The sequence below is a fragment of the Paraburkholderia ribeironis genome (genome assembly GCF_900019265.1).
In the GTDB taxonomy this organism is placed as follows: domain Bacteria; phylum Pseudomonadota; class Gammaproteobacteria; order Burkholderiales; family Burkholderiaceae; genus Paraburkholderia; species Paraburkholderia ribeironis.
Map to the genome: position 1 here is coordinate 56,829 of NZ_CYGX02000012.1, position 17,461 is coordinate 74,289.

A 17,461-nucleotide genomic window follows, 5' to 3' on the forward strand; every position below is an offset into this window, starting at 1 on the left:
GGTTGAGGTCTATGAGCGTGTGTGAATCATGTGTTCACAGGCAGCAGTTGAGGAAATGCATGAGACAGCAGTGCGTGCAGCTCGGCACCGGCGCCACGGGCGATACCGTAGATGTAACGGTCCGGCCTCACAAGGATGGCCGCAGCGTCGACCTCGGAGAGCCACTCGCGAATTGCAGGCGCATCATCGTCCACAACGACGACATCCGCGAGTGCCGACAGATCGTCGAGTTCCGGGTGTTCTTTACGAGTTTCAGAGGTGACGATGAGCGCATACCGGTAGCCGACGCTATCGTCTAGCAGCCGGCCATCGCTCATGCGCGGTTGTCGTGCGATGTTGCCCGCGAGAGGATCGTGCCGACCAAGGTGCGCGCCCTCGCCTAACTTCGGTTGCGGTGTGACGAAGTTGCGTATCGCTGTCGTGGCCTCCTCGTCCGACGGCGTCTGACCGCACGGACGCGACTGGATCACCGCGCCCAGTTCGACCGCTGTCTCGATGAATTCGCGCACATGCGGTGAGCGCTCTGCCTCGTACGTGTCGAGAAGATTGTCCTCGGCGTCACCGCGTATCACGGTCGACAGCTTCCACGCCAGATTGCTGGCGTCCCGGATGCCTGCCGCCATTCCCTGCCCCATGAATGGGGGCGTTTGATGAGCGGCATCCCCAGCCAGCAACAACCGAGCGTTGCGCCAACCTTTTGCAACCACAGAATGGAACGTATAGACGGCAGAGCGTTCGATCGTCGCGTTGTCAGGGGTAATCCAGCGGGAGAGCTTGTCCCACAACCATTCTGGCGATTGCAAGCTGGCTGTGTCGTCGTCAGGCATGACCATCAGCTCCCACCGTCGCCGGTTGCCCGGCCCGCGCGTATACGTTCCAGGCCGGCGCGGGTCGCAATACTGGATTGAGTAGTCCCCGAGATCCGGACGCGATGTCTTCAGCAAGACGTCCACAACGACCCACCGCTCATGCGACTTCAGGTCGTCCAGTTCGGTGCCCATAAAACGTCGGACAATCGACCGGGCGCCGTCGCACCCTACGACATAACGTGCGGTCGTATGTCGTAGCTTTGCGCAGCTCGTGTCTTCGAATCGGATCGACACACCGTCGACCGTCTCCTCAAGCGCAAACGCTTCGTGACGCAGCCGGATGTCGACATTGGCGTGCTCTGCGAGTCGTGCGCGCAACGCGCGCTCGAGATCCGGCTGATGGAACTTGTAGCTGGCACACCAGCCGAGTGGACCAATGCAGGTCGGGCGCTGCCAGTCGATCAGCAGCTTGCCATCCGCATTGATGAATTTCATGCCCGGCCCGACGAAAAGCTTGGGCAGCAGTGCATCGGACAATCCCATCGTCTGAAAGACACGCATGCACTCAGCGTCGAAATGGACGGCGCGAGGCAGGGCGAAGATATCGGCGTCCCGCTCGAGTATCAGAACCTTCATGCCCTCCAGGGCGAGCAGATTCGCGAGCGTTGCACCCGTCGGGCCCAGGCCGACCACTGCGACGTCGTATTCGCACGAGCGGGTGCGATCTGTTGGTTGTGCCATGTTGATCCTCAATGACCGGGGCGCCTCGCGCCCCAGATGGACAGGCTTTAAGACTCGTCGGCTACCGGATTGCGGAGAATGCCGACGCGGTCGACTTCGACTTCGACGACATCACCCGCCTTCATGAACAGCGGCGGATTGCGCTTTGCGCCGACACCGCCGGGTGTGCCCGTCACAATGACATCGCCCGGGAAAAGGGGTGTGAAGGTGGACAGATAGGCAATCTGTTTTGCGATACCGTGGATCAGCATGTCGGTCGTGGCCCGTTGCACTTCCTGGCCATTCAGACGGGTGACGAGGGTCATGGTCGCGTCGGGTTCGATTTCGTCGCTTGTGACCATCCAGGGGCCGAAGGCACCGGTGCGGTAGAAGTTCTTCCCGGGACCCCACTGCCCTGTGTGACGCTGCCAGTCGCGCACCGAGCCGTCGTTGTAACAGCTGTAGCCGGCGATGTGTTTCCATGCATCGGCTTCTGTGATGCGGCGGCCACCGCGACCGATGATGACGGCGATCTCCCCCTCGTAGTCGAACTGAGTGGACTCCGGCGGTCGCAGCATCGGCTGACCGGCACCAACCTGCGAGGCAGGCAGGCGCATGAAGATAACCGGGTTTTCGGTCGTCTCGCGACCTGTCTCCGTGACGTGCTCCGCGTAGTTCAGCCCCACACAGAAGATCTGGTCAGGGTTCGGAATCACAGGCTCAAACGTCACCTCGGCCAGCGGATAGTCACCCTTCTTGCCTTCGCCGATAACACCTTGTGCTTCGAGCAATGCATCCGCTGCGATGAGGGACTTCAGGTCGGTGAAGCGCCCGTCAAGGCGCTTACGAAGGTCGAAAACCGACCCGGACTGATCGTGGACCACGCCGAACGACCGGCCTTCGTACGTGGAAAAGCTGATGAGTTTCATGATGCTCCGCTGATAAAAGGTTGGCTTTTACGCGATCGTCTGCGCATAGTTTCTACTGTATTTATCGTATATTGATAATATACTGAGATAAATGCGGCCAACAAGGCATTTTCTATCAGAGTTTATCACTACTACTGGAGGCGTCATGACACCGTCGAACACCGGGCGAACCGGGCTTTCGCTCAGCCACATGGGTTTCTACGTCAACGACATGGTCAGGGTGGAGGATTTCTATACGCGCGTACTCGAGTTCACCGTAACGGATCGGGGTAGTCTCGATACGCCACATGGCAAGGTGAGCCTCGTCTTCCTGAGCCGCGACCCTGCGATCCATCATCAGATAGTGCTCGCAAGCGGACGGCCCAAAGATCTGTCCTTCAATCCGATCAACCAGATCTCTCTCGAGGCGGACAGCCTTGCCACGCTGAAGCGCTTTCATCAACGCTTTGTAGAAGAGGAAATGAAAGAGATCCTGCCCGTTACGCACGGCAATGCAATCTCTTTCTATGCGCGGGATCCGGAAGGCAATCGGCTGGAAATCTTTATCGACACCCCTTGGTATGTCGACCAGCCAATGAGAGTTCCCGTTGATTTCGCGATGCCAGACGAAGAACTGATGGCGTCAGTCGAACGCCACGCGCGAGGCCTGCCCGGGTTCCGTCCACGAGCGGAATGGGTAGCCGAAATGGCGAAGCGCATGGGCATTGCATAATGCCGATGTCCGCAACAAAACGTAGGGGCTGCTGCGCCAACCCGCCTTAGCGTTCGATGATAGCCCGTGCGCGCGAGGAGGTGCGCGCTGCAGCCTCCTTGACACTTTCGACAAGCCGATCAAGGTTCAGAAGCTGTAGGCGGTGACTGGGCACAACCAGCGCCAGCGCACCCACTGCTTCACCCGAGTCGTCAGTGAAGAGCGGGGAGGCAACTGCCGATATACCCTCTTCCAGTTCTCCATTCGACAGATAGAATCCCGCGCGCCGTATTTTAAGCAGTTTGGACCGGAAGGCTTCCAGCGAGTTGCCGAGTCCGCTCGAGGTGATCTCTGCAGCGTGCTGCTCGAACAAGATGGCCAGCCTCGCTTTCGGGAACGTGGAGAGTATGGCTTTCGGAGCCGCGCCCAGGAACAACGGCCGCGGCCGTCCACGTCCATAGCGCAGATCGAGACTCGTGTCGTGGGTTTCCCGATGCGTGTCGACCAGCTCGTTGCCATACCATCGGGACATCACAACGTCGAAGCCGGAATGTCCGGCGAGTTCGCGCATGATGGGCTGCCCCGCCTTGAGCAGCGGATCGGACACGCGTAGTTGATAGTCAAGCCTGATGATGCGCGGACCCAGACCGTACTCGCCGCCAACAAAGCGCAACAACATCCCGGATTCAACCAGTTCCCGCAAATAGCGATAGGCGCTTGGCACTGAACAATCCAGTTCAGTCGCAACCTGCTCGGCGGACAGAAACGGTCGCGACTCTGAAAACAATTCGAGTATGGACAGTAGTTTTGCGATGCTTGACATCGGAATCCGGTCGCGATTTGGGTAACCGATTATACCGACTGCGATGTCGGGGGCCGCGGGATGCCGCTTTCATGCCGTGGTTAATGCCGCGCTCAATATGGGTGTTGCGGGACGTGTTGCTATCGCGATTCATTGCCACCTCATTCAACGGTTCAGATGCACGACGCTGTCGCGCTCGCAGGATGCCCTTCGACGCGTGTCTTTCCCCGCTGTCGCCACAGTACCCACGAAACGAATTCCACAAGCACGGATTGAATCGCCTGGTCGGTTTCCGTCTGCGAATTGCACATCCTGAAGAACTGCATGCCATCGCACAGGCTCACCAGGCCAAGCGCGAGCGCGTCCACCTGCAGGGGCAACGCGCTGTCGCTATCCACCAGCAGCGTTCGTATGCAGGCACTGACCTGTAGAAGCTTCTCGCGCCGGAACGCATCAACACGCTCCCCAAACGCGCTGTCGCGGCACGCGAGGAGTTGGGCCTCGACCCAAAGCGGGAAACAATCACTTTCAAGGTAGTCGCTGCTGTAGTAGGCGATCATGCGCGCTCTCGTTTCTTCGGGCGTGCCGCCCTCTTCCATGATGGCCTGCAGATTCGCCCGCGCCTCATCGGCATCGCGCCGCAACAGTTCAGTCAGCAGTTCCTGTTTGCCGCGGAAATTGGAGTAGAACGCGCCACGCGTGTAACCGGCCGCCTCAACGATGTCTTCCACGCTCGTCGCGGCCACACCCTTCTCAAGGAAAATGGTTCGTGCGGCGTCAAACAGGCGCTCCCGCGTCTGCTCTTTTCTGCGCGCGTGTGTCAGGCGTTCGGGCTTCATGGCGTAGCTTGGTGGTGAAGTCACCGTCTGCGTTCGCCGAAGAAGGCGAGCCTGTCAGATGGCGGTTTCTCAACTCAGTGCCTGCCTGAAGCCAGCGACCGCACCAGCGGTCTGCCGTCTCAGGCAAACACAACTGATTGCGGCGTCAGGCGGCCTCGACCGCGCTGGTCGACTGCACGAGGCTGATTTCGCCCAGGTACACGCTTTCTCCCACCTCGCATTCGCGCGACGCGTTGCCCAGCGCATGACGAATTCCGATCCGGTAGATGCCGCTACCTTTCGCGAGACCGCCGAACCGGAAATCGCCGAACGCGTCAGAGACAGTTTCCGCAACCCTTTGATCGCCCGAATACAGGACAACCGCGGCACCAGCGACGCACTCAACGACGCCTCCCACCCGGGCACTGACGCTTCCGCCTACGAAGCAGCTTTCCCAGCGTTCGAGACCGCCGTACCACACGCGAGGCTTCGTGCCCAGATTGGGCCGCAAAACCTTGAGCCCTTCGCGCCGGGCCTTTTCCGCCATCGCTGCGTCTTCGAGCCTGACGGTCTCGAAGACGCCAGTGGGGCAAACCTGTTCGCATCGCGGATGCCGCCAACCCTGGTCGAGCAGATGCGCATCGAAGATCCAGGTCTGCGGCAGTTGCAGTTCCTCGTTCCACACTATCGCCTTGTACGGACAGGACTTCACGATGTCCTTCCGGCCTCGTGCCTTGTCCGGATCAATAATGACGATGCCGTCGGCGCGCTTGCGGATTGCGTCGCCGCCCACTCGCATGCATGGCGCTTCATCGCAGTGATTGCACATCACCGGCAAGTACGTTGTTTCGACCATGTGGGAATGGCCCTGCACGCGACGCAAGATGCGAATGGGGCTTTCGGCACTGGCCGCGGCAGTTGCGGAGTAACCGGGGAAATCATTGCCAACGTGCTCGTCTCGCGAGGCGATGACGCAGTTCTGGCAGTTCTCGCATTGCCCAACCTTGATAACCAGATTCCACTTGCTCATTGTGTGCTCCTCACGCTGCGCGACCGAGCATGAACGCATCGGCGCCTTTCCACTTTTCAATCTGCACGAGGCATGAATTCGGGCTCATGCTGCTCGTGCCCGCCGTCTGGGGCCGATCAGGGGTGAGCATGTTCATGCATCCGCCGATTTCAACGCGCTCGCCGTCTACTTCGATCAGCTGGAATTCGGCGCTCGCCTCGTATGACTTGACCACACCGGCGGTGACCAGAGGCGATACGTCAGCCGCACAGATGACGGCGCCCCGGTCGTTGTAGACCTTGACGAGATCGCGCTGGGCAATGCCCCGGGCCGCCGCGTCGGCGGGGCCGAGCCGCAGCAGCCAGAAGCGATGCCCGCCAATCAACGCGCGATGATCTTCGACGCTGTTGACCGACGAGTTCTTGCCGTCGCAATGCGTGTGGAAACTGTACCGGCTGTGAGTAGCGATTAGTTGCAACGGATAGCGCTGAGCCAGTTCTGAGCGCAGCCCCTCCCAGGACGGGATGTATCGGTTCAGCGGCGGCCGCTCCGGGTTGTCGGCGGTGTGCCGCTTCAGCAATTCCGGCACGAACTCGAGCTTGCCGCTGGGCGTCTGCAGCCCCATGCCGAACTTCTCGGCGTACTGCGACGGCAGCGGATGCGGTTCCTGCAAGTCCTTGCGCCGGCCTTCCGCGAACCACCGCATGTCCACTGGATGTCGCAATTCCGGCTTTTCGGGCGGCACGACGAAATAGCCTTTGCGGCAAAACTCACGCCACGAAATGTGATCCGGCAGATCGGACGAGTCGAACACCCGTTTGACCCAATCGAGTTCGCCGCATCCCTCGGTGAACACGCCGCCAAGGCCGAGACGCGTCAGAATCGCGGTGAAGATGTCGTAATCGGAGCGAGACTCGCCCAGAGGCTCGATGCATTTGTGCTGCAGCGTCATCATGCGATGATTGACTGTGCTATAGCCATGATGCGCGTAGCCGCCGGAATTCGACCATTCGCCGATGTCCCATCGTTCCAGCGACGTGCACGCCGGCAGAATGATGTCGGCGAACTGCGCCTCGCCCTCCATCCAGATCGACTGATTGACCACGAACTCGATGCTCGGGTGCCGGTAGGCGTCGGCCCAGCGTCCGGATTTCGTGACCGTGCTGAACGCAGACCCGCCATAGCGATAGATCATGTGGATCGGTGAATAGCCCGGCATCGGGTAGCTGAACGGCGCGAACTGGGCTTCCTGGGACATGCCGTCCCAGAGGTAGCCCGTTGCGTGGCCGTTGATGATCGCATCCGGTAGCTGCTGCCGCGGGACCATCTGCTTGACGGGATTCATGGTCAGGATGTGCGGCATGCGCTGATAGTTGTTCACCGCATTCGCGGTCCACGCGAGATCGCCCGACATGCCGCCGTCCGCGTAGCCGGGAAAATAGAAGTGCAGATCGTGCGGAACGCCGATCTCGAGACAGCCGAAATTCACGCCCGGCTTACCCCAGCCCTGCATCGCCATCAGCATGATCATGCAGCGCGCCCATTGGGCTCCCGTCGCACCGCGTCCCGCCCCACCGAATCCCGCGCCCGTCATCCCGACGGCAAGATAGACCTTCTTGTTCCCCCACAGGCGCGCGAGGGCGCGAACGTCCTTGGCGGGCACGCCAGTTTCCAGTTCCTGCCACTCGGGAGTTTTGGGTACGCCATCCGTTTTGCCTGTCAGATAGGCCCCCCACTCATCGAATCCGGTCGTCCGGCTAGCGACGTAGTCCTTGTCGTATAGCCCCTCCACGAGCCACACATACATGATCGCGGTGGCGAGGGCCGCATCCGTTTGCGGCCGGATGGGAACCCAGCGGCCGCCCAGCAACTGCGCGGTCGGATTGCAGTGCGGATCGATATGGACGAACTCGATGCCCAGTTCTCTCGCCCACAGACGCCGCGGCGTACCTTCAAACCCGCCATAGGCGCCGTTGGTGCTTTCCGGGTCGCAGGACCAGAAAACGATCATGTCGGCTTCCTTCAGGCAATCCTCGATACCACCATAGCCGGACGGCACGCCAACGCGCATCGAGTTGCCGAAGTGATGCATGGCGCCCCAGTACCATCCTTCCCAGCTGTCCGGATTCGCGGCGACCCGCGTAAAGCCAATCAGATTGGCAAAGCGCGTGAGCGCGCTGAGGTAGTAGCCGATATTGCCCCACTGGTGGTGCGACGACATCGGGAATGTAATGGAACCGGGACCGTGAACGCGCTTTTGCCGGTTGATTTCTTTCGCGACGATGTCCAGCGCCTCGTCCCAGCTGATCGGCACATAGCCGGACTTGCCACGGTTCTGCGGATTGCGTTCCCCATCAGGATCGAAATCGACCCGCTTCATCGGATGAAGAATGCGCTTGTCCGAGTAGACGAGCGACTTGATCGCCAACGCGTGCGGCGCGACCAGGCCGCGCCGTGGCGGGCTGAAACGGCGTCCGCGCGCCTCGATCTCCCAGCTCGGAGCATCCTTGCTATCCAGATCGATAGGCGTCACGCGAACGATGCGTTCATCCTTCACGTAGACGAACAAAGGGCCACCGTTCGTGCAGGTGGTATAGCGGCGCGTGCCGTCCCGCACGGGCGTGCCCATCGGCAGGCTGACGGTTTGCATCATGCTCAGCGTTTGCATGAACCAGACCAGCAGCTCATCGTCGCCCTCTGTGACCACCTTGAAATTTTTCGCGGCATGGATGATTTCGGCCTGATCCGGACTCGGCGAAAGGAATTTCAGGGCGGTGGCGACATCCTTGAATAGCATGCAGACGTCGGCTTGCGGATGCTTGCACGCACACGACCGGATGCGGCCGTCCCTGATCTCAATGACGCGACCGAGGCTTCGATCCATCAGCCCGATCCAGGCGACCAGATCGCGCTCCTTGAGGCGCTCTCGATATTCAGGGAAACGACGCGCCGTCAGCTCGAGCACTTTGGGCAACGCAAACAGAATGGATTTGAGCACCTGTCGTTTCATCGTTCCACCCGAAATGAGACGTTGCTGTAAAGAGATGGCATAGAGGCATGCTCGACCGTTACTCCCGCGCGATTGAACGGACCCGTGCAACGCGTTGTTACATCGGAGCGTGCGTGATCAGCGTGGCTCGAAGAGCCGCTTTCGACCTCTTTGTTGTGCATTGGTATCTCTTGCTTGGTTGAACGTCTGCCGCCATGTCGGGTCCCGGCGAACGCTATTCGCACGGGCTAAAACGTGTAGGCGATGTTCAGGAAAACGTTAACGGGATTGATCCGGATCGTCGATCGGGAAACGATATGCGTGCCATTAGCCGTCGTGCCGTCCAGCGTAAGGTGAGTTTTTACGGGAACGTAACCGACAGCGGCTCCGACTGACCAATGTTTTGTGACCGCGTAATATGCCCCGATCTCAAATACCGGATTCCAGGATGAGCTTAGTGATCCCTGCGCCGACCCGCCTGGGCCAAGGTTATCAGTGACAAACTGACTATTAGTTGTGCGAACCTGTGTGAACCACGTGTAGTTCACGCCCAATCCGACGAAAGGACGGAATTTCGACTGTGCCTCAAACAGGTGATATCGAAGGACGATAGCGGGCGGTATCGGTCGCGTCGACCCGAGGGTTCCATACTTCGCGAGCGTGCCATCACCAACCAGATTCACTGTCAGTGGGAGGCCAATGAGTGTGGCGACGCCGATGTGGTCGGTGACGTAGTACTCGGTGGTAATTCCCATCGTGTCCGTGGAGCTCGCGTGCGCCCCGGTACCGGGTAGTTGCTGATTCACCGTGATTCCACCAACGCTTTCCACGGTGAGCGGTGTTGCACTACTCTGTGGCGCGACGTGAAGCCACCCTGTCGCCAGAGTAAAGCTTCCAGCCGTCTGAGAATTCGCACTATCAGCAAGCGCGGCCGAGCAGATACAAACTGCCATACCGGCAGAGCGAACCGTTCTTCTGTAATTCCTCAAGTGTCTTCTCCTGTCTCGTTGGCTAACTATTTTTTTCGTGTACACAGCTGTAACGATCCGCTCACTTCGCTCCGGATCGTTGTGTCGGCCCTCATATGTTCAGACCGCGCCCCACAATTACTTAGCCGACTTTTTAAGTAGTTATACTGAATGTTCAGACACGATTCGCTCCCATCCTTGCAGTGCTTTCTGTCCTCCCTGCCACATCGTTCCCTGAACTAAAGCAGTCCAGTTACACGTCCCTTTGCCTTTGGTGCAGTTGCCAGTGTTCCTCAATTGCCCGGCACGTTAGTGAACGCGCATCACCGGCCGCTCACCCTCAGGCGGGAACACGCGCCACGAACCGTCGCGGTGCCGGAAGAAAAACAGCCCAACCGGCCCTTTCGGCAAAAGTAGCTCGATGTGTACATAGGTCGCCTGATTCGACTGGCCGCGACCAAATCGGGTAACCCGCACCGGCGTCTCAGAAGTTGGTGCAAGCCATTTTGCAACAAGCGAACGCAAGGTCCTTTCTGATCCAATATCCATCTTCTTCCCCAACCAAAACCATTGCTCTAGCTGCTAACCGATGACATAAGCCGTATTGGCGCGACATCGGGGCACGTACGCGCGACTGAACGTGCCGTCGACCCGGGAGTCACGTCACTCCCGCCCGCTGGGCGTCTCAATCGCTGTGGCGCTCTCACGGTTGCTTTGTGGAGTCGCCGGGACGGAGAGCGAAAAGGCGAACGGAAAGCGCCCAAGCGTGGAACCCGCCAATTCCTCGGCCTCAGCGCTGAGGAGTTCGACGTGAGCTGAAATCCCGCGTGAGGTGTCTTCAATAATGCTAACGATCGCATCTTTGACGCCAGCTTCCACGAGCGCCGACCGTAGCGCGTCCGCCGTTTCTCGCCGTTTCAGCGCTGGCTTGAAGATCTTGCCGACGCCCGTCAGGGGCATCGCATCGACGACCCGTATGGCCTTCGGAAACGCGGCGCGCTCGCTGATCTCGGCACGCAGAAACTCGGCCAATTCTGCTTCGGTTGCTGTCACGCTTGGCTTTAGCTGGACATAAGCGACCGGCAGTTCGCCCGCGTGCATATCGGGACGCCCTACTGCTGCGGCGATCTGGACCGCAGGATGGCGATGCAGTGCTTCTTCGATTCCAGCCGGGTCGATGTTGTGTCCGCCCCGGATAATCAGCTCCTTCTTCCGGCCGGTGAGCCAGAAGTAGCCGTCGGCATCGCAGCGCCCGAGATCGCCGGTATTGAGCCAGCGCTCGCCATCACACAGCTCCACCCAGATCCCACTGTCCTGCTCGGGCCTGGAATAGCCAATGAACACGTTCGGGCCGGAGATCACCAGTTGGCCCACCTCGTCCGCAACGCAATCCCGTACATAACGGCCGGTTTCATCGACCACCACTGCCTTCATCGCCTGTCCAGGCAGACGAAGGCCAATCGAACCGGCCCTGCGCTCCCCAAGCGGTGGATTAGCGCTGCTAACGCAGGTACCTTCGGTGAGACCGTAGCCTTCAAGGATGCTTATCCCTGTACGATGCTGGAAAGTGCGAAGCAGTTCGACCGGCATCGGCGCGGCGCCGCACAGACCATACTCGAGCGAGCTGATATCGTGCTCGCCAACCGGAACGTCCAGCAGTGACCCGTAGAGCGTTGGAACACCGCTGAAGAAGTTGATGCGGTAATGCTCGACGATTTCCCAGAAGCGCTTTACAACGCCCTCACCCCGATACCCTTGCGGTGTGCCAAGGACGACGTGGGCACCACGCGAGAATGCCAACAGACCTGTCACCATCACGGCGTTGACGTGAAAAAGCGGCAATCCGCAAAACATCGTTTTCCCCGGACCAATGCTTTCGCCGAAGAATTGAGCCGCGTTCCACGCATTGGCCACCTCATTGCCATGCCGGCGCATCGCAATCTTCGGCAGTCCCGTGGTGCCGCCCGTGCAGAAGCACGACGAAAGATCATCGATGCTCATCCGACGCGGGCCGTTGAGCGCGACGCCGGACTCGCTCGCGATTGCGGCGCTGAAGTCGTGGATTCGAATCTGCGCTGGAACCGCGCTTTGCACACCGCCCTCGCCATGCAGCCTCGCACTCTCGCCACGCTGCAGCATCCGGGCTGCAAATCCCTTTTCTCCCGGAATCCGGTCGGCCAGATTGACGAGCACCAGATCCCGCAAGGCGGAGACCTTGGGCAACACCGATTGCACTTTTTGCCAAAGGTCAGTCCCAGGAAACGGCGCGAGTGTTATGAGTACGCTGGCGCCTGAGGCATTGAGCAGCTCACCGATGGCTTCCGCTTCGAGCATTAGGTTGATCGCGCAGACAATCCCCGCCGCTTCGCCTCCCCAGATAACGAAGTGCGTTTCTGGCAGATTCGGCAGCACATAGGCGACGACAGTGTCCCGTTCCACGCCCAGTCGCGAGAGCATGTTTGCAGTGCGCGTGATGTCGCGCACCAGTTCGCTGTACGTCCAGCGCTGCGGGCTCGCGTAATCGTCGGCTGTTACGAAGAACGAAAGCGCCGGTGCCGATGGATTAATGGCGGCGCCCCGGCAGATCATCTCGTAGGTACTCGAAGGTAGATTCGCCAGTTGTCCTTGCGTTTCGATGGCCCGAATATCGTCTACGTTTGCCACGCCTTTCATGCTGCCTCTTCGACAACGACGTTATGCTGGACGCCCAGATTGATGGAGCGGTCGTGGCTGACGATCTGTGCCTCCACGACATCCCCTACCTGGAGGTACTGTGGCCTCTCCTCCTGCATCTTCAGGAAAAGCCGCCATTTCTCCGCTTCTGGCAGCATCGCTGCGGCGCGCTGCTTCAGGGGTGACGGAATGCTCAGTGCACAACCCGACGGCGTGCCCGTTGCGAGCAGGTCACCGGTGTGCAGGTTCTGTACACCTGAAAGCTCCGTCAAGGTCTCTGCCGGGCCATAGACGAGGCCAGCAGTGGTGTCATTCTGGCGGACGGTACCGTTCACCGTGAGCGTCAGCACCAGCTCCTTCAACTTCGGAATGTCATGCTTCTCGAGCAGGCAAAGGTAAGGACCGACAGGGCCAAAAGTCCGGTAGCTCTTGCCCTTGTAGAACTGCATCTGCGGAATCTGGATATCGCGTGCGGAATAGTCGTTGACGATCACAGCGCCAGCAATGTATTCATGCAGGTTTTCGTCGGTGACCGTTTCACGGGACGTGATATCGCGTTTGAGCACGAGACCGAGTTCGATCTCATAGTCAAGGAACCGCACCGCGTCTGGTTTCACGACGTGGGAGTTGGCTGGAACGATGCAGCTCGTTGCCTTCGTGAAGATCATGTTGAACTTCTTCACGTCCGGGTCCATGCCGGATTCGATCATATGCTGGCGATAGTTCGCGCCCTGACAGATGAACTGCTGGTTGGCGGTCACAGGCGACAGCCACTGCACGTCCGGCTCGGGAATCCTCGGTCCGTCCAGCACGAGCAGCCGCTCGACCGGATTGGCCTCGATAAACCCGGCAGTCGATCTGAACTCGCCGGGAACCGGTGTGATAGCGCCATCAGCGATCACGCCCCACTGGGGGCGACCTTGGTGCAGGTAATGCAGAACGTGAACTGCCATTTGTCGATCTCCGGATTCGATGAAGAGGGGTTGCTTCAGGCAAAAATCTTCGCCAGCGTCCTCAGCTTGGTCAGCGTGAGGTCGGGGCTGCGGCGCAGATTGGCGATCAGCGCGGCGATGCTTGCAGGCGTCAATCTGGGCTTGGTGAAACTGCGCGGCATCGTCGGTCCCCACTGCGCCATCGCCTCGCGGCTCACGGCATGAATCCCCGTCGGCTCGTCGGACGTGAACAGATCGCCGTCGCAGTAGTGTTCGTGCTTGTCACCCCACGGGTCCTGCCAGTAATCGAAGATCTGGCTGCCCAGGATATGCCGGCCGATGCCCCACGCGTGGGTCCATCCGTTATCGCGCAGCACGCGCTGGCCCATACCGACCGCGTCCGCGTCAACGAGTTCGTAGGCGCTGTGGCTGTAGGTCGCGACAAAGCCCTGTGCAAGTGCAAGCGTGTGGTGATCGGCCGGCTTGTCGCCGAGATCGAGACGCATGAACGCGACAACAGGCGAGCCATCGGGAAGCACCTGCACGTCGCTCGGGATAAAACCAAAATGGCGCGTGTACCACGCACAGGTTTCCTGATAGTCAGCGAGTTCGAGTACGACGTGCCCCAGCCGGATGATCTCTGGCGCGCGCTCGGGCGGCCGCTGCGTACCGTTGATGCGGACGGTGGCGTCGACGGAATTGAATGGCAACGGCAGCCGATGCGGCAAGGTAGATGCTGGCGCCTGGCCCCAGATCGCGTCGACACGAAACCCGGAAGGGTCTATCAGTCGCACCACGTAGCCGCCGCCCGCCAGCACCGACCGTTCGACCTCCGACGCGCCAGGCAGCTTCGCAAGTGCGTCGAGCTCCCCCCTGCTGGCAACCTGCAAGCCAAACCCGACAAACCGTGCTTTCGACGCCTTGCGCACGACATAACAATAGTGCGAAGGCCCGGTACCACGAAGAAGCAGCAGCGCGTCGCCGCGCGAGACGGTTTGGAGTCCAAAGTCATTGAGAAAATGTTCGGCTTGCTCGAGGTCTGGCCGGTCAAATATCAGATAGGCCAATGCAGTCGCTTTCGCCGTTGGATGAGGATGACGAGCCGGCTGTGCAGTAGTCAGTTTCATGGCGGAAGGTAATCAGGCGGTTGCGATGGCTGATGCGGCTTCGAGCGCTGGCGCGCTGGCGGGGTGATCCAGCGGCAGAAGATGCTCGCGCCCAATGAGGCGGTTCCCGACGGTACTGTGAAGATCGTGGGCAGTTGCGCGGACCCGCCGGACGCCTCTCACGCCACACCATGCGACGAGATGAACGCTCGCTGTTTCCCCCGCGGGACAATACGCCGGCGCGATACGGATGGCGGGTCCTGATGCCCGGGTGGGCGGACGAATAAGGTGATGCCGGCGGCCGCTGGGCGCGGCACCGTTTCTGGTTGCTGTCTCCACAGTCACTCCATGTGTTTTGGTTAGAGCGGCCCTCGGTGCCGTTAATGACATTAAACTCATCGCTGATAGTTTTGTCAATATAGACGTTCGAATCTATACTGTGAGATATGACCAAATCAGGATCCATCATGGCAACCACGACAAATCGCCGGGCAGTCAAGCGTTCCACGGTTGCGGCGCCCGCCGCCCCTGAGCCCGTTGTCGAGGAGCGAGAGCCGCGCGGTGCGCGCCGCAAACGTGAGACGCGTGGCCGTCTGCTCGACGCCGCCCTCAGACTGATGGCCGAAAAGGGCATGGAGGGCGTGGCGATCAATGAAATCACCGAGGCCGCCGACGTGGGCTTTGGCTCGTTCTACAATCACTTCGAGTCGAAGGAGGCGATCTACGCGACGCTCGTCGATAACGTGTTTGAAGAATTCGCGAACATGCTTGATCGCCTTGCGGGCGGCATTTCCGACCCCGCAGAAGTGGTCGCCGTCTCCGTGCGCCACACTGTCCTGCGTGCGCGGCGTGATCCCGTGTGGGGACGTTTTCTGATACGTGAAGGGTTTTCCGCGCGCGCGATGAGCCGCGGGCTGGGGCAACGGCTTCTGCGCGACATCGGCAACGGCATTGCCGCGAAGCGGTTCGTTGTCGCGGACCCGTTTATCGGATTTCTTGCAGTGGGCGGCACCGTCCTCTGTGCCATTGCGGCGGAGCTGAACTTTGTTGTGCCTGGCGCGAGCGCGGCGGGCGTGCTGAAAGAACTCGGCTTCAGCGGTGAGCACTTTCCAGAGCGCACGGCAGCGATGTTGCTGCAGACGCTCGGGCTAAAACGCGCGGAGGCGGAAAAGATTGCTACGCGTGCACTGCCCGTCGTTGAGGAAGCCGTCGAGGAAAATTGAGGCCGGTGAAAACGGGGTAATCATCTTGCCCTTCCTCACCGGAAAGACGACGCGTTTACCGCTCTCTTTCGTGGCCGCCGCTTGCCTTCTGGCGTCACCACGGGCGACCGGCTTTGCGCCGGGCGCGCCGACCCGTTGGCCCACGCCAGCAATCAACGCATAGCGAATCCCGGCTGGAAGGGACGACGCCCCTCCAGCACCTTCATCTGTGGTGGGTTGACCTGTACCGCAAGCTGGCTTCTTGCAACGGCGGCCGGCATCTTCACCGGACGTATGTCGACGCGAAATGATGGGCTAACAGTACTGCTCGCGGGGTAAAGCGCCCGCTCATTGCGTTGACGCTGCCGTCTGCTGGGCCGCGGGCAGCTCTCCCATCGCCTGGAACAATGCGGCTGTATCGCTCATGCGCTGGCCCGCTGCGCGAGCGGCACCGATCTGCGCGTTGAGATACCGCGACTCGCTGGCGTGCGTTGCCGTCGAAGGCAGTGAGCCCATGCGGTGGCGCGACGCCGTGTCGTCGAATGCAGCGTGCGCGGCCTCCGCGGCCACATCCGTCGACGCGAGCGTCTGCGCGTCGTTATCCAGCGCAGCGAGCGAATTCGCGACATCCTGGAACGCGCAGAGCACCGTCGACTTGTAGTGCAGCACCGCGGCGTCGTAGGCATCGATCGATGCGCGGCGCTGCGCGAACAATGCGCCGCCATGAAAGATCGGCTGCGACAGGCTGGCGCCGACAGCCCAAAGCCCGCCCGCGCCCGAAAGCACCATTGGCCAGCTGAAGCCGCCGCGACCCATCGAGCCCGTCAGCGACAAGCCCGGGAAGAGTTGCGCCGTTGCAGCGCCCACATCGGCGGCCGCGGCCTTGACGGCGGCGTCGGCTGCCTGGATGTCCGGGCGCGAGCGCAGCAGGTCCGACGGCACGGCCACGGGCACGTGCTCGGGCAGCGAGAGGCTGTCGAGATCTGGCACGCCCGGAGCGTTGTCCGGCGTGCGGCCCATCAGCACCGCTAACGCATGGACCGCCGACGTGCGTTGCTGACGCAGCGTCGGCAACGTCGCCGCGATGGAAGCAGCGTCCTGTTTCGACGCGAGCGCCTGGGCGCGCGAGACCGAACCCAGCGCGTAGCGCTGCTGATCCTCGTTTGCGGCGTCGTTGGCGACAGCTACGAGCCGTTCGGTGAGCGCGATCTGCCGATCGAGTGCCGCGACACTGATCGCAGTGCCGACAATGTTCGCTGCGAGCGCGCGACGCGACGCCTCCAGTTCAAACGCCTGTACGTTCACACGGGCAGCGCTCGCCGAATTCATATAACGTGTCTGGCCGAACAGGTCGAACGTGTAATGCGCGAGCAGTTGCCCGGCAAAGAAGTTGTACTGCACCTGCTCAGGGCCAAGCCCCGGCACGACGGGTGAACGAGCGCGCTCGACCTGCACGGCGCCGTCGATGGACGGCAGCGTCGATGCGCCGACCTGCGCGCGCAGTTCCTCTTGCGCCGCCGCGAGTGTGCGCTGCGTCGCCGCGAGCGTCGGGCTGTTGCGCAAGCCTTCGTCGACGAGGGCATCCAGCGCGTCGGAGCGGTACAGCCGCCACCATTGCCCAACGGCAGTCACGCCGACATCGAATGTCTGTGCAATGCCACCCGCGGCCACGGTCTTCGACGGCTGCGCCTGGGCACCGTAATGCCCGGGCGACGGCATGGCCGGCGGCTCGCCGCTCGGCCCGAACGAGCACGCCGTTACAGCGAGTGTCGCGGCCACGGCCAGCACGGATGTCTTGTAGGTAAAACTCATG

The 17,461-nt window shown here is 60.8% G+C and carries 14 protein-coding genes; 2 read left to right on the plus strand and 12 right to left on the minus strand.

Translation table 11 applies throughout. The features are described 5' to 3' along the window. Positions 1–26 precede the first annotated feature (26 nt). The gene (mhpA, locus tag BN2475_RS06035; protein WP_094778653.1) at positions 27–1,550 is read right to left on the minus strand and encodes a bifunctional 3-(3-hydroxy-phenyl)propionate/3-hydroxycinnamic acid hydroxylase MhpA; all 1,524 of its coding nucleotides are present in this window, start codon (positions 1,548–1,550) and stop codon (positions 27–29) included. Positions 1,551–1,597: 47 nt separating this feature from the next. Then, positions 1,598–2,458, minus strand: a complete 861-nt coding sequence (locus tag BN2475_RS06040; RefSeq protein ID WP_094778654.1) for a fumarylacetoacetate hydrolase family protein — start codon at positions 2,456–2,458, stop codon at positions 1,598–1,600. A gap of 145 nt (positions 2,459–2,603) precedes the next feature. Between BN2475_RS06040 and BN2475_RS06045 the strand changes: the two genes are divergently transcribed. After that, on the plus strand, positions 2,604–3,170 hold the full coding sequence (locus BN2475_RS06045; protein WP_094778655.1) for a VOC family protein: 567 nt from the start codon (positions 2,604–2,606) through the stop codon (positions 3,168–3,170). Positions 3,171–3,216: 46 nt separating this feature from the next. On the opposite strand, the gene BN2475_RS06050 is transcribed toward BN2475_RS06045, so the two are convergent. From BN2475_RS06050 to BN2475_RS06090, 9 genes are all read right to left on the minus strand, one after another. Next, a complete protein-coding gene (locus BN2475_RS06050) occupies positions 3,217–3,972 on the minus strand; it encodes an IclR family transcriptional regulator (protein WP_094778656.1) in 756 nt (251 codons plus the stop codon). A gap of 152 nt (positions 3,973–4,124) precedes the next feature. Then, positions 4,125–4,790 (minus strand): TetR/AcrR family transcriptional regulator, encoded by a 666-nt coding sequence (locus tag BN2475_RS06055; RefSeq protein ID WP_094778657.1) that lies wholly within the window; start codon positions 4,788–4,790, stop codon positions 4,125–4,127. A gap of 145 nt (positions 4,791–4,935) precedes the next feature. Beyond that, complete coding sequence (locus BN2475_RS06060) at positions 4,936–5,799, minus strand: 4Fe-4S dicluster domain-containing protein (protein WP_094778820.1); 864 nt, start codon at positions 5,797–5,799, stop codon at positions 4,936–4,938. 10 nt (positions 5,800–5,809) lie between these two features. Further along, positions 5,810–8,788, minus strand: coding sequence for a molybdopterin-dependent oxidoreductase (locus BN2475_RS06065; RefSeq protein ID WP_094778658.1), 2,979 nt, complete (start codon positions 8,786–8,788; stop codon positions 5,810–5,812). Between the two features lie 227 nt (positions 8,789–9,015). Further along, positions 9,016–9,720, minus strand: a complete 705-nt coding sequence (locus tag BN2475_RS06070) for an OmpW/AlkL family protein (RefSeq protein WP_094778659.1) — start codon at positions 9,718–9,720, stop codon at positions 9,016–9,018. Positions 9,721–10,044: 324 nt separating this feature from the next. Beyond that, a complete protein-coding gene (locus BN2475_RS06075) occupies positions 10,045–10,284 on the minus strand; it encodes a hypothetical protein (RefSeq protein ID WP_094778821.1) in 240 nt (79 codons plus the stop codon). 114 nt (positions 10,285–10,398) lie between these two features. Then, entirely contained in the window at positions 10,399–12,408 is a 2,010-nt protein-coding gene (locus tag BN2475_RS06080) for an acyl-CoA synthetase (protein ID WP_094778660.1), read from the minus strand. Continuing rightward, positions 12,405–13,361: a fumarylacetoacetate hydrolase family protein gene (locus tag BN2475_RS06085; RefSeq protein ID WP_094778661.1), complete on the minus strand. Its 957-nt coding sequence runs from the start codon at positions 13,359–13,361 to the stop codon at positions 12,405–12,407. The genes BN2475_RS06080 and BN2475_RS06085 overlap by 4 nt, the downstream gene beginning before the upstream one ends. A gap of 35 nt (positions 13,362–13,396) precedes the next feature. Then, entirely contained in the window at positions 13,397–14,467 is a 1,071-nt protein-coding gene (locus tag BN2475_RS06090) for a VOC family protein (RefSeq protein ID WP_094778662.1), read from the minus strand. A gap of 446 nt (positions 14,468–14,913) precedes the next feature. On the opposite strand from BN2475_RS06090, the gene BN2475_RS06095 reads away from it, so the two are divergent. Next, positions 14,914–15,669: a TetR/AcrR family transcriptional regulator gene (locus BN2475_RS06095; RefSeq protein ID WP_094778663.1), complete on the plus strand. Its 756-nt coding sequence runs from the start codon at positions 14,914–14,916 to the stop codon at positions 15,667–15,669. Between the two features lie 327 nt (positions 15,670–15,996). On the opposite strand, the gene BN2475_RS06100 is transcribed toward BN2475_RS06095, so the two are convergent. Then, positions 15,997–17,460 (minus strand): efflux transporter outer membrane subunit, encoded by a 1,464-nt coding sequence (locus BN2475_RS06100; protein WP_094778664.1) that lies wholly within the window; start codon positions 17,458–17,460, stop codon positions 15,997–15,999. Position 17,461 lies beyond the last annotated feature (1 nt).